12 protein-coding genes are annotated in these 13,223 nt (G+C 69.1%); 11 read left to right on the forward strand and 1 reads right to left on the reverse strand.

Features of this window, described 5'->3' with window-relative positions; genetic code table 11:
• Positions 1–46: 46 nt before the first annotated feature.
• Positions 47–2,869, forward strand: coding sequence for a cation:proton antiporter (locus JUB11_RS09875; protein WP_207458359.1), 2,823 nt, complete (start codon positions 47–49; stop codon positions 2,867–2,869).
• Entirely contained in the window at positions 2,866–3,243 is a 378-nt protein-coding gene (locus JUB11_RS09880) for a hypothetical protein (protein ID WP_207458360.1), read from the forward strand. Before JUB11_RS09875 ends, JUB11_RS09880 begins: the two co-directional genes overlap by 4 nt.
• Here JUB11_RS09880 and JUB11_RS09885 read toward each other — a convergent pair.
• Positions 3,209–4,195 carry a LysR family transcriptional regulator gene (locus JUB11_RS09885; protein WP_207458361.1) on the reverse strand — a complete coding sequence of 329 codons (987 nt, stop codon included), beginning with the start codon at positions 4,193–4,195 and terminating at the stop codon, positions 3,209–3,211. The genes JUB11_RS09880 and JUB11_RS09885 overlap by 35 nt on opposite strands.
• 128 nt (positions 4,196–4,323) lie before the next feature.
• Here JUB11_RS09885 and wrbA point away from each other — a divergent pair, with 128 nt between their 5' ends.
• The 9 genes from wrbA (at position 4,324) to JUB11_RS09930 (ending at position 13,207) form a co-directional block, all read left to right on the forward strand.
• The gene (gene wrbA, locus JUB11_RS09890) at positions 4,324–4,926 is read left to right on the forward strand and encodes an NAD(P)H:quinone oxidoreductase (RefSeq protein ID WP_207458362.1); all 603 of its coding nucleotides are present in this window, start codon (positions 4,324–4,326) and stop codon (positions 4,924–4,926) included.
• A gap of 56 nt (positions 4,927–4,982) precedes the next feature.
• On the forward strand, positions 4,983–5,930 hold the full coding sequence (locus tag JUB11_RS09895; protein ID WP_207458363.1) for a glutathione S-transferase family protein: 948 nt from the start codon (positions 4,983–4,985) through the stop codon (positions 5,928–5,930).
• Positions 5,931–6,011: 81 nt separating this feature from the next.
• Complete coding sequence (locus tag JUB11_RS09900; RefSeq protein ID WP_207458364.1) at positions 6,012–6,395, forward strand: hypothetical protein; 384 nt, start codon at positions 6,012–6,014, stop codon at positions 6,393–6,395.
• 95 nt (positions 6,396–6,490) lie between these two features.
• Complete coding sequence (locus tag JUB11_RS09905; protein WP_207458365.1) at positions 6,491–6,805, forward strand: hypothetical protein; 315 nt, start codon at positions 6,491–6,493, stop codon at positions 6,803–6,805.
• Positions 6,802–7,719 (forward strand): FAD-dependent oxidoreductase, encoded by a 918-nt coding sequence (locus tag JUB11_RS09910; protein WP_207458366.1) that lies wholly within the window; start codon positions 6,802–6,804, stop codon positions 7,717–7,719. The genes JUB11_RS09905 and JUB11_RS09910 overlap by 4 nt, the downstream gene beginning before the upstream one ends.
• A gap of 149 nt (positions 7,720–7,868) precedes the next feature.
• Positions 7,869–8,786: a cytochrome c oxidase subunit II gene (gene coxB, locus JUB11_RS09915; protein ID WP_247886960.1), complete on the forward strand. Its 918-nt coding sequence runs from the start codon at positions 7,869–7,871 to the stop codon at positions 8,784–8,786.
• 76 nt (positions 8,787–8,862) lie between these two features.
• On the forward strand, positions 8,863–10,464 hold the full coding sequence (gene ctaD, locus JUB11_RS09920) for a cytochrome c oxidase subunit I (protein WP_207458367.1): 1,602 nt from the start codon (positions 8,863–8,865) through the stop codon (positions 10,462–10,464).
• Positions 10,465–10,588: 124 nt separating this feature from the next.
• The gene (locus tag JUB11_RS09925; RefSeq protein ID WP_207458368.1) at positions 10,589–10,987 is read left to right on the forward strand and encodes a response regulator; all 399 of its coding nucleotides are present in this window, start codon (positions 10,589–10,591) and stop codon (positions 10,985–10,987) included.
• 246 nt (positions 10,988–11,233) lie between these two features.
• Positions 11,234–13,207 (forward strand): SpoIIE family protein phosphatase, encoded by a 1,974-nt coding sequence (locus tag JUB11_RS09930; protein ID WP_207458369.1) that lies wholly within the window; start codon positions 11,234–11,236, stop codon positions 13,205–13,207.
• The last annotated feature ends 16 nt before the right edge of the window (positions 13,208–13,223 follow it).

Below are 13,223 nucleotides of genomic sequence, written 5' to 3' on the forward strand. Positions count from 1 at the left end.
ACCGGCGGCTACCGTGCCGCCGGGCTTGCAACCGGCGCGTAGGGTCATGCACGAAATCGTCGTTTATGTTCTGGGCGTTTCGGGGCTCCTGGCGCTGGTCAGCCTGCTGCCCCCGATCGCCGCACGGCTCCGGCTGCCCTACACCGTTCTGCTGGCCGCCGTCGGCGTCGCGCTGGGCACGCTGATCCAGGCTTTCGCCGGCACGAACGGCACCGGGCCGATCCATGATTTCCTGCGTTCGCTGGCCGACCTGAACATCTCGTCGGAAGCGCTGCTGTTCGTCTTCCTGCCGGTGCTGCTGTTCGAAACCTCGCTGACGGTCGAGGTGCGGCGGCTGTTCGACGACATGGCGGCGATTCTGCTGCTGGCCGTGGTGGCGGTCTTCGTCTGCACCTTCGCGGTCGGCTACGCGCTGAATCTCTTCACCAGCATAGGGCTGATCCCCTGCCTTCTGCTCGGCGCGATCCTCGCCTCCACCGACCCGGCGGCGGTGGTCGGCGTGTTCCGCGACCTCGGCGCGCCGCGCCGCCTGACCACGCTGGTCGAGGGCGAGAGCCTGCTGAACGACGCCGCGGCCATCGCGGTCTTCACCCTGCTGCTCGGCATCATGACGCGCCGCTCCGACGGCGGTGTGGTGGAAGCGGGCCTCGAATTCCTGAAGGATTTCTCCGGCGGTATCGTGACCGGCTATCTCTGCGGGCGCCTCGCCTGCACGCTGGTGACCCATTACCGCAACCAGCCGATGGCCGAGATCACGCTGACGGTGGCGCTCGCCTACCTGACCTACGTGCTGGCGGAGCATTACGTGGGTGTCTCGGGCGTCGTCGGCGTCGTCACCTCCGCCCTCGTCGTCGGGTCGGTCGGGCGGACGCGCGTTTCCCCGACCACCTGGGGTGCCATGGAGCATGTCTGGCGCCAGCTCGGCTTCTGGGCGAACTCCCTCATCTTCCTGCTGACCGCCATCCTGGTGCCGCGCCTGCTGAACTCGGTCGGCTGGGCCGATGTCGGGCTGCTCCTCGTCGTCGTGGTCGCCGCCGGGCTGGCGCGCGGCCTCGTTCTGTTCGGGCTGCTGCCGCTTCTGTCGGCGGCCGGCCTGTCACAGCGGGTCAGCGACGCCTACAAGGCGGTGATGCTGTGGGGCGGGCTGCGGGGGGCGGTGTCGCTCACCCTGGCGCTCGCCGTCACGGAGAACGGCCGGGTGCCGGACCGGGTGCAGGGCTTCGTCGCGGTGCTCGCCACCGGCTATGTCTTCTTCACCCTGTTCGTCAACGGCACGACGCTCCGCCCGCTGATCAAGCTGCTCGGTCTCGACCGGCTGTCGCCGGTGGAGGCCGTCATGCGCAACCGCGTGCTGGCCCTGTCGCTCGCCGACGTGCGGGAGCGGGTGACCGCCATCGGCCGCCATTACCATGTCGATCCGGCGTCCGTCGAAACGCTCGTCAGCGAATACACCGAGCGGCTGAGCGCCATCGACCGCGGCCGGAACAGCGAGGTCCCGGCCGGGGCGGAGGACCGCGTGACCGTGGGGCTCGCCATCCTCGCCAACCGCGAGGAGGAGCTGTATTTCGCCCATTTCAAGGAGGGCGTGATCTCCCGCGGCGTCATGGAGCTGCTGGCCGGGCGCACCGCCCGGCTGCTCGACGCGGTGCGGACGCAGGGCCGGGCGGGCTATCAGGCGTCGGAGGAGCCCTTCATCGCCTTCAGCACCGCGATGCGCATGGCGAGCTGGCTCCAGCGCCGGATGGGCGTCGAGGGGCCGCTCGCCCGGCGGCTGGCGATGCGGTTCGAGGTGCTGGTGGCGGTCGGCACGGTGCTGCGCGAGCTGCTCGACTTCACCCGGGGCAAGATCGCCTCCGTCCTCGGCGAGGACGCCGCGCGCGAGCTGGAGGGCATCCTGACCGTGCGGCTCGCCCTCGTCGACCAGGCGCTGGCCACCATGCGGCTGCAATATCCGGACTACGCCATCCTCCTCCAGAACCGCTATCTCGGCCGCGCCGCGCTGCGGCTGGAGGAGGCCGACTACCGCACCATGTTCGCGGAGTCGATCATCAGCCAGGAGGTGCTGAACGATCTGGAGCGCGACATGGAGAAGCGCCGCCGGGCGCTGGAGCGCGTGCCCAAGCTGGACCTCCGCCTGGACCTTCCGGAGATGGTCGGACGGGTGTCGATCTTCGCCGGGGTGAAGCCGGAACGGCTCGCCGGGATCGTCCGGCTGCTCCGCCCACGCCTCGCCCTGCCGGGCGAGATGATCGTGCGGCGCGGCGACAAGGGCGACGCCATGTTCTTCATCGCGTCGGGTGCCGTCGAGGTGCTGGTGCCCGGCCTCGCCGAGCCGGTCAATCTCGGCACCGGCGACTTCTTCGGCGAGATGGCGCTGCTGAGGGGCGGGCGGCGCAACGCCGACGTCCGCTCGCTCGGCTATTGCCAGCTTCTCGTCCTGTCCGAGCGTGATTTCCGCCGCTTCCTCCAGAAGGACGCCGACCTGCGCGCCCACATCCAGGACGTCGCCGAGGCGCGCAGCCAGCCCGCCCCGGCGGGGGCCGGAGGGGAGGGGAGCGAAGCGGACGAGCAGGAGCAGCCCGTTCTCGACGGGCTCGAACCCGGCATGGCCGCGCCGGCGGACGGGGCACCCGCCGAACCGGTTCCGGCGGAAACGGCGGCGGCGGAGCCGGTTGGGGCTGAAACGGTCCCGGCGGAGCCCGCCCCAGCGGAACCGGCCATGGCCGAACCCGTGCCCGCGGAGGCGGCCCCGGTTTCCTCCGAAGAGGGACCCGGCGCGCCCGCGTTGCCAGAAACGCGGGCGCGCACTATCCTTGCTGGAAATGATGCCGGGCTTCCGTCCCGGAGTGATCGGGAAAAAGACGCATGACCGGTTTGGCGAACCTCTCCCTCGACGACAACCGGACCCTTCAGGCCATCGGCATCCTGGCCGACGTGCTGGACGGGGTGGACGGGCCGGGTGGGCTCGACACGGTGCTCGTGTCCAAGGCGCTGCGGCAGGTGATCGCCACCAAGTCGCGGCCGGCCCTGGAGTTCGCGACGCGGGCCTTCAACACGCTGGACCCGGATGTCCGCCGCCGTGTCGCCGAGACGGCCGACAACGCTGCCCACGACGCGGTCGAGCTGCGCGGGCGGGTCGCGGGCTTCCTGTCCACGGCGCCGAAGCGGGCTCAGGCCCCCAACCAGTCGACCAGCCTGCTGAACGCCCTCAATATGCGGTCGCGCCGGCGTCCGACTCCATGACGGAACGCTCGTCCGGAGCAGGCTCTTCGGCCGAAAGGGCCGCGCTCAGGGCGCGGTCCCAATAGGGCTTCGGGCCGAAGCGGGCGGCCAGGAAATCGACGAAGACCCGCACCTTGGGCGACAGGTGCCGGTTCTGCGGGTAGACCGCGAAGACGGAGGAATCCGTCCCGTCGAACTCGGCCAGCACCTCGCGCAGGGCGCCGGAATGCAGCGCCTCGCCGCAGATGAAGGTCGGCAGGACCACCACCCCCGCGCCGGCGATGGCGCCCGCGAGCAGCATGTCGCCGTTGTTGGAACGCAGGCTGCCCGACACCCGCACCGACTGGATCTGGCCGTCCACGCGGAACTGCCATTGTTCCGCCAGGGGAACGTTCGTGTAGATCAGGCAGTTGTGGTCGGCGAGATCCTGCGGCCTGGCGGGGATCCCGTGCTTTTCCAGATAGGCCGGGCTGGCGCAGATCGCCCGCCGGTTCGGGGCGAGCCGCTTGGCGATGAGCGAGCTGTCGCGCAGCCGCCCGATGCGCACGGCGAGGTCGTAGCCCTCGTCCACCAGATCGACGTAGCGGTCGTTCAGGTCGATGTCGATCTCGATGTCCGGGTAGCGCGTCAGGAAATCCGCCACCGCCGGGGCCATGTGGACCAGCGCGAAGGAGGCAGGCGCGTTGATCCGCAGCCGTCCCCGGGGGGCGGCGTGAAGGTCCGCGACGGCCTGTTCCGCCTCCTCAAGGTCGGCGAGGATGCGGATGCAGCGCTCGTAATAGGCTTGGCCGACCTCGGTCAGGCTCAGCCTGCGGGTGGTGCGGTTCAGCAGCCGCGCGCCCAGCCGGTTCTCCAACTCCGCGATGCGGCGGGAGACCACGGATTTGGACAGGTTGAGCCTGTCCGCGGCGGCGGTGAAGCTCTTGCTGTCCACCACCTTGATGAAGGCGAGCATATCGTCGAGACGGTCCATGGCATTGTTCTACACCACGAAACAATGAAATGCCAGAGCGGCGCATTACGAAAGGCGCCCCCGACCGTTAAAAGGGTGGGGCGGCGGCAACGCCGCCTGTCCTCGTAAACGACAAAGGAACGCATCCCATGGCCAAGGTTCTGGTGGTCTATTACAGCAGCTGGGGTCACACCTCCGCGATGGCTCAGGCGGTGGCGGAAGGCGCCCGTTCGGTGCCCGGAACCGAGGTGACCGTCAAGCGCGTCCCCGAACTGGTCCCGGCCGAGGTCGCCTCGCAGTTCCACTACAAGGACGAGTCCGACGTTCCCGTCGCCAGCCCCGCCGAGCTGGCGGAATACGACGCCATCGTCTTCGGCACGCCGACCCGCTTCGGCAACATGGCGGCGCAGATGAAGAACTTCCTCGACCAGACCGGCGGCCTGTGGGCCAAGGGCGCCCTCGTCGGCAAGGTGGGCAGTGTCTTCACCTCCACCGCCACCCAGCATGGCGGCCAGGAATCCACCATCCTGACGACCCATGTCGTGCTCCTGCACCACGGCATGCTGATCGCCGGCCTGCCCTATTCCTTCCAGGGCCAGAACGGCGTGTCCGAAGTCATGGGCAACTCGCCCTATGGTGCCGCCACCATCGCCGACGCCGACGGCTCCCGCCAGCCGAGCGCGGTCGAACTCAACGGTGCCCGTTTCCAGGGCCGCCACGTCGCCGAGATCGCCACGAAGCTGCACGGCTGATTCTCTCCCTCTCCCCCGGCGGGGAGAGGGAATTTCAGAAAAAGAGGAGGACGGCCATGGGTCTGTTGATCGAGGGGCGCTGGCACGACCAGTGGTACGACACCAAATCCACGGGCGGCGCCTTCGTGCGGTCGCAAAGCCGCTTCCGCAATTGGGTGAAGGCGGACGGCTCGACGCCCTTCGCGCCGGAACCCGGCCGTTACCATCTCATCGTCTCCTTGGCTTGCCCCTGGGCGCACCGCACCCTGATCTTCCGTGCCCTGAAGCGGCTGGAATCGGCCATCACCGTTTCGGTGGTCGAGCCGCTGATGCTGGAGGAGGGCTGGGTCTTCGCCGAGCTCGAACTGGTCACCGGGGCCAAGCGCCTGCACGAGGTCTATACCAAGGCCATGCCCGACTACACGGGGCGGGTCACCGTGCCCGTCCTTTGGGACAAGCGCGACGGCACGATCGTCAGCAATGAATCGGCGGAGATCATCCGCATGCTGAACCGCGAGTTCGACGCCTTCGCCGACCGCTCCCACGACCACTACCCGGCCGACCTGGCGGAGGAGATCGACCGGATCAACGATTATGTCTACGACCGGGTGAACAACGGCGTCTACAAGGCCGGATTCGCCACCAGCCAGGAGAAGTACGAGGAGGCCTTCGACGCGCTGTTCGAAGCGCTCGACGAGCTGGAGGCGCGCCTGTCCCGGCAGCGCTATCTCGTGGGCGACCGGCTGACGGAGGCCGACTGGCGGCTCTTCACCACGCTGGTGCGCTTCGACGCGGTCTATGTCGGCCATTTCAAGTGCAACCGGCAGCGCATCGCCGACTACCCGAACCTGTCCGGCTATCTGCGGGAGCTGTACCAGGTGCCGGGCATCGCGGGAACCGTGAACTTCGACCACATCAAGCGGCATTATTACGGCAGCCACGCCACCATCAACCCGACCGGCATCGTGCCGAAGGGGCCGGCGCTGGATTTGGACGCGCCGCACGGACGCGATCGGCTGGCTTGAGAAAAGGCGGTGGCCTGAACGCGATCTTCGCCCGTTCGGACGGTTTATCCCTCCACATCGGCAATACCGAGGGAGTGGAGAATGAACCGATTACGTCTTGCCACCGCCGCGGTCGCGGCCATGCTGGCCGTCTCTCCGGCGGCCCTGGCGCAGCAGCAGAACCAGGGCGGCGGCTGGTCCGGCACGCTCGACCAGCTCAACCGGGCGGTGAACCCCAACAGCTACGAGGGCCAGCAGCAGCGCGAGCAGATCGAGCGCGACCGCCGCAATTCCGGAGCTTCGGGCTATGACGACAGCGCCCGCTCGTCCGGCTCCTCCGGCAACCGCGGGGGCTCCCGCTTCGACCGCTATTCCGACCGCGAGCTTCAGGACCAGTACGACCGCGTCGCCGACGAACAGCGCCGCGTCCAGCGCGAGCGCCGCGATCTCGAAGATGAGATGAGCCGCCGCGGCCTGTCCCGCTGAGGCGTTCCTGAAGGGTTCATTGGGACGGCCCCGCGGCGGAACCGCCGGCGGGGCCGTTCGTTGCTCATCCATCGCAACCGAACGAGGCCAGGCGCATGGTGGCCGTTCCCGATCCGACGAAGGGCAGCTCGGCCTCCGACCCCGCCGTCTGGGGGAAGACGATCCCGCGCCTGCTCGACCTGATCGGGATGGCGACGGTGGCGGGCGGGGCGCTGGCCGCCGTTCTGCTGCTGGTGGACTCGCCCTTCCAGGGACCCTGGCGGGTCGTGCTCGCCGTGGCCGTCGTCTTCGTCGGGATCTACGCGGGTTTTCTCATGATCGGCTTCGCCGCCAACCTGCGCGCGCTCGACGGGCTGCGGCGCTGCTTGGCGAGGGGCGGCACTCCCACACGGCAGGGTGACGGAACGTGACCGAAGAAAGACTGGATGCCCTGATCATCGGCGGGGGACCGGCCGGGCTGACCGCGGCGATCTACCTGGCGCGCTACCGGCGCCGCATCCTGGTGGTGGACGCCGCCGAGAGCCGTGCCTCCTGGATCCCGCGCAGCCACAACCACGCGGGATATCCGGACGGCGTCACCGGCCCGGAGCTGGTCGCCAACATGCGGGCACAGGCCGAACGCTACGGCGCGCGGATCGAGCGTGGCAGCGTCGAGACGCTGGAGAAGGACGAGGAGGGCTTCATCGCCCGCACCGACGGCGGCCACGCCGTCGCCGCCCGCACCGTCCTGCTGGCGAGCGGCGTGATCGACCGGGAGCCGGGCCTCCCCAATCTGTACCAGGCGGTGCAGAAGGGGCTGATCCGCCAATGCCCGATCTGCGACGCTTACGAGGTGATCGACCACCGCATCGGCGTCATCGGCCATGGCGCCGGTACGCTGGGCGAAGCGCTGTTCCTGCGCAACTACTCGCCCGACGTCACCATGCTGACGCTCGGCAAGCCGATGGAACTGGAGGAGGTGGACCGGCGCCGCATGGAGAAGGCGGGCATCCGCGCCGTCATCGACCCGGTCGCCGAGGTCCACACCGAGGAGGGGCGGATCGTCGCCCTGACGACGGAGGCGGGGGATCGGCTGACCTTCGACACGCTCTATTCCGGTCTCGGCGCCGACCCGCGCACGGGTGCCGTGATGGCGCTGGGGCCGCTGACCGCCGCCGACGGCCGGCTGTCGGTGGACCGGCACCAGCAGACCTCGGTCGAGGGGCTGTTCGCCGCCGGCGACGTGGTGGAGGGGCTGAACCAGATCTCCGTCGGCATGGGGCAGGCCGCCATCGCCGCGACGGCCATCCACCGCCGGCTCGCCGTCGCCGACGGGAAGCTCTGAACATAAAAAAATCGGCCCTCCGCAAGCCCCGATTTCGCATGGCACCCCCGGCCCGGAGTTTTTCCGGAGCCGGTGAACTTTCCTGAAGCATGGCTGTTTCCGCGAACGAGGGGCGCGACTGCGCCTGATGGAAGGGCCGAGAGGTGCGAATGACGGTCAAGAAACTCTGGTCGGCCGGCGCGGCCGTCCTGACTGGTTTGCCGGCCATGGTCTTGCCGGCCATGCTCTTTCCGGCTGTGGCCTGGGCGCAGACGGCGCCGCCGGCACCCTCGCCGACCGGTGACCTGCCGGTCATCGGCGAGGCGCATCCCTGGCAGCTCTGGCACCAGACGCCGGGCTCGCCGCTGGCGGAAATGATGGACGATTTCCACCTGCTCCTCTTCTGGATCATGGTGGCGATCTGCCTGCTGGTCGTGGCCCTGTTGGGTTATGTCATCTTCAAGTTCAGCGCGACGCGGAACCCCGTCCCGTCGCGAACCACCCACAACACCCTGATCGAGGTGCTGTGGACGGTGATCCCGGTGATCATCCTGGTGGTGATCGCGGTGCCGTCCTTCCGCCTGCTCTATTTCGGCGACCGCTCGACCGAGGCGGAGATGACGCTGAACGTCACCGGGCGCCAGTGGTACTGGGATTACACCTATCCCGACCATGGCAACTTCACCTTCTCCTCCATCATGATCCCCGACGAGGAGATCAAGCCCGGCCAGCGCCGCCTGCTGGAGGTGGACAACCGCGTGGTCCTTCCGGTGAACACGACGGTGCGTCTCCTGGTCACGGCCGGCGACGTCATCCATTCCTTCGGCGTGCCGTCCTTCGGTCTGAAGACCGACGGCATCCCCGGCCGCATCCACGAGACCTGGGTCCGCGCCGAGAAGGAGGGGGTCTATTACGGCCAATGCTCCGAGATCTGCGGCGTGAACCACGCCTACATGCCGATCGCGATCGAGGTGGTGTCGAAGGAGCGCTTCGCCCAGTGGACCGAAGAGGCGCGCCAGCAGTTCGCCTCGCGTGACGGCGCGCCCTCCACCGGGCCGTCCACGCAGGTCGCCGCGGCCCCGCAATGACCTCGCGATCCCTCCTGAGTGCCCGATCACATGAGTGCCCGATCAAACGTCCAGACCCGACCGAGCGAGGACCGTAATGGCTGATCCAATCCACGCCGCCGGCCATGACGCGCACGACGGCCATCACACGCCGGGCTTCGTGCAGCGCTGGCTGTTCTCCACCAACCACAAGGACATCGGGACCCTCTACTTCATCTTCGCCATCGTCGCCGCGGTCGCCGGTCTGGTCTTCTCCGGCATCATCCGGGCGGAGCTTGCGCATCCCGGCCTCGGCGTGGTGCCCGACGGGCAGGTCTGGAACGTCGTCATCACGGCGCACGGCCTGATCATGATCTTCTTCGTGGTCATGCCGGCGCTGATCGGCGGCTTCGGCAACTGGTTCGTGCCGCTCATGATCGGCGCGCCGGACATGGCCTTCCCGCGCCTGAACAACATCAGCTTCTGGCTGATCGTCCCGGCCTTCCTGCTGCTGCTCGGCTCGGCCTTCGTCGGTGTCGGCGCCGGCACCGGCTGGACCATCTACCCGCCGCTCTCCTCGGCCGCCGCACACCCCGGTCCGGCGGTGGACATGGCGATCTTCTCGCTGCACCTGGCGGGCGCCTCGTCGATCCTGGGCGCGGTGAACTTCATCACGACCATCTTCAACATGCGCGCCCCCGGCATGACGCTGCACAAGATGCCGCTGTTCGTGTGGGGCATGCTGGTGACGGCCTTCCTGCTGCTGCTGTCGGTGCCGGTGCTCGGCGGCGCCATCACCATGCTTCTGACCGACCGCAATTTCGGCACGACCTTCTTCAACCCGGAAGGCGGCGGCGACCCGGTCCTGTTCCAGCACCTGTTCTGGTTCTTCGGCCACCCCGAAGTCTACATCATGATCCTGCCGGGCTTCGGCATCATCAGCCAGGTGGTCTCGACCTTCTCCAAGAAGCCGATCTTCGGTTACCTGGGCATGGCCTACGCCATCGTGGCCATCGGCGTGGTCGGCTTCGTCGTGTGGGCGCACCACATGTACGCGGTCGGGCTGGACGTGGACACCCGCGCCTACTTCACCGCCGCGACCATGATCATCGCCGTGCCGACGGGCGTGAAGATCTTCTCCTGGATCGCCACCATGTGGGGCGGCTCGCTGGAGTTCAAGACGCCGATGCTCTTCGCGCTCGGCCTGATCTTCCTGTTCACGGTCGGCGGCGTGTCGGGCGTCGTGCTGGCCAACGGCGGCCTGGATCTGGCGCTGCACGACACCTACTACGTCGTGGCGCACTTCCACTATGTGCTGTCGCTGGGTGCGGTCTTCTCCATCTTCGCCGGCTGGTACTACTGGATCGGCAAGATGTCCGGGCGCCAGTATCCGGAGTTCTGGGGCAAGGTCCATTTCTGGATGACCTTCATCGGCGCCAACCTGACCTTCTTCCCGCAGCACTTCCTGGGCACCGCCGGCATGCCGCGCCGCATTCCGGACTATCCGGACGCCTTCGCCGGCTGGAACATGATCTCCAGCATGGGTTCCTACATCGCCTTCGCCGGCCACATCGTCTTCATCGCCACGGCGATCTACACGATCTGGTTCGGCCGCCGCGTGGGCGCCAACTACTGGGGCGAGGGCGCCACGACGCTGGAATGGACGGTCAGCTCCCCGCCGCCCTTCCACCAGTTCGAGAAGCTGCCGGTCGTGAAGTGAGCGCGGCCGGGTTGCTCCTGTAACCTCCTGAAACGGCACAAGGCCGGGCCACCGCCCGGCCTTGTCTCCGTATATGCCCATTGGACGGTTGCCGAACCGTCCTCCGCGAAGGCATCAAGGCAGCATGACTTCCAACACCACTCCAGCGTCCGGCGTGACGGTCGCCCTGCTCGAAGACGATGCGATCGTGCGCATGGGGACCGAGCTGTTCCTGGACGAGTCCGGCTACGGCGTCGTGGCGGGCGGCAGCGCCGACGCGCTGTCGAAGGCCATCGCCAGCTCCGGCCGGCGGCCCGAGATCCTCGTTTCCGATTACCGGCTCGGCGGCGCCACGGCGCTCGACGCGGTCGAGCAGGTCATGAAGGCGCTCGGCGAGCGCATTCCCGTCGTGATCACCACGGGCGACACGACCTCCACCGTGCGGGACGAGATCGCCCGGCGCGGCTGGCGGCTCCTCCTCAAGCCCTACCGGGCGAGCGATCTCCTGTCCCTCCTCGAGCAGGCGTCCCCGCCCGCCGCGTGATACCGGGTTCGGAAAATTTCGACCTCTGAACCCGGTATAGGGCCGCGACTGCGGCCCCGCGCCCCGCCCCCTGCGCCACGGGGCGCGGAAGTCCTGACCACAGGTCAGGACTTCATGAAAATCGTATGAGTCCGGCCGGACCCCGTACCCGAACGGTTACAGCTTCCGCCGGTCCCTTGCCTGGACACCACCCGCCGGTCCCGTTAGAAGCGGTGGGTGGCGGCAGGCAGAGAGGCGGCATTTCCCATGAGCTTTCAACGGCGTCTGATACTTCTCGTGACCGGCCTCGTGGCGCTGGCCGTGGGTCTGACCACGCTGGCGCTGGCCTGGGGCGCGCACGGCGCGCTGCGGGACCGGATGGAGACGGACGCGCGGCTCTCGGCGGCCCTGCTGGCGCGCTCGGCCGAGCGGACCCGCGAGATTCCCCGCGCCGTGGAAGAGATGCTGGGTGCGCGCCTCCTGTCGGAAGCGACCCTGACCGCCCATCTGGTGGCACTCGCCGAAGCCTCGAAGCAGTCCCCCAAGGCCATCGCCGACCGGCTGAAGACCATCGCCGAGAGCGGCGGCCCCGACGAGATGTGGATCACCGACAACCGGGGCCGCGCCTATCTGCACAACATTCCCGGCCCCGACCTCGTCTTCGGCTCCGACCATGAGGCGCAGCCGCGCGAGGCGCCCTTCTATGGGCTGCTGAGCCGCGCGCCGGCCACCGTCGTCGCCGAGGCCTACGGCGACGGCGGGCGGCTGATGAAGTTTGCGGGCGTGTCCGGCGTGGACCGGCCGCGCATCGTCCAGGTCGGCGCCAACCTGCGCGCCCTGTCGGAGCTGTCGCGCCAGTTCGGCCCGGCCGCCCTGATCGAGGCGGTGTCGCGCAACGAGGGGGTGGAGGCCGCCTGGCTGCTGGGCGGCGACCTGTCGGTGCAGGCGGGTGCCAAGCCGCTGCCCGCCGCCGCCCTGGAGGAGGCGAAGGCCGTCCTCGGCACCCGCGACCTGCGCACGCTCTATGCGGGCGGCTCGCTCCTGGCGCTGGCGCCGGTCGCGGACGGCGGGGGCGTCGCCGTGGTGGCGCTGTCCGGCGGGGACGCGGGCGCCCTCGTGGGCTCGCACCTGCTGACCGGGCTCGTCCTGGGGCTGCTGGTGCTCGCGGCGGGCATCGTCGCGACGGTGCGCTTCTCCCGGCTCCAGATGGCGCCGATCGAGCGGCTGAGCGAGGCGGTGGCCGAGGCCGAGGCCGGCCGCTTCAACCCCTTCCGCCTGAACGAAGCGATGGAGCGCAGCGACGAGTTCGGCCGGCTGGCCCGCGTCTTCCGGGGCATGGCCATGGAGGCCGCGGCGCGGGAGGAGACGCTCGACGCGCAGCTCCTCATGCGCACGGTCGAGCTGGAGGGCAAGACCGAGCGTCTGGGCGCCGCCGAGACCCTGATCGAGGAGGAGCAGCGCGCCGCCCGCGCCGTGCAGATGAACCTGCTGCCGCCGATGCCCAGCGGCCGCGATTCCCAGCTCTTCGGCGCCCTGCTGCCGATCCAGGCGGTCAGCGGCGACTTCTACGACATCGTCGAGCTGGACGAGCGGCATCTCGTGCTGGTCATCGCCGGGGTGTCCGGCGGCGGCGTGCCGGCCGCCTTCCTGATGCTGCTGGTGCGCGGCGCCATCCGTGAGATGATCCGTCCGGGGGTGGGGCCAGGTGCCATCCTGTCCGGCGCCAACGACAGCCTGTGCGGCCAGAGCCCCTTCGACGGCTTCGCGACCGCCTTCATCGCCATCTACGACCGCGAGACCGGCCTTGTCCGGCACGCCACGGCCGGGCACCGCCCGCCCTTCCGCGTGGCCGCCGACGGCGCCGTCGAGCGGCTGTCCGACGCCGGCGGCCCGGCGCTGGGTGTGCGCAAGGGTGTCGCCTACGGCGAGGCCTCGCTGGTGCTGCGGCAGGAGGACACGGTCTTCCTGCACACGGAAAGCATCGTGAAGGCCGTGAACGCCAACCGCGAGCCCTTCGGGGAGGAGCGGCTGGCCGCCACCCTCCAGCAGGGGCGGAACTTCGCCGTGCGCGACCGGGCGGAGCTGGTCGTCCGTGCGGTGGAGGCTCATGCGGGGGTCGAGGGCATTCCCGGCGACATCGCCTGCCTCGTGCTGCGCCGGCTGCACCCCTCGGCGGAACTGCCCGCGGCTGACGCCGCGGCGGTGGCCTCTCCGGCGCCGACGGAGGATGCCCCCGCCTGATAGGGCGGTGCCGTCC

This window comes from Azospirillum sp. SYSU D00513 (assembly GCF_017356015.1).
Lineage (GTDB): Bacteria > Pseudomonadota > Alphaproteobacteria > Azospirillales > Azospirillaceae > Azospirillum.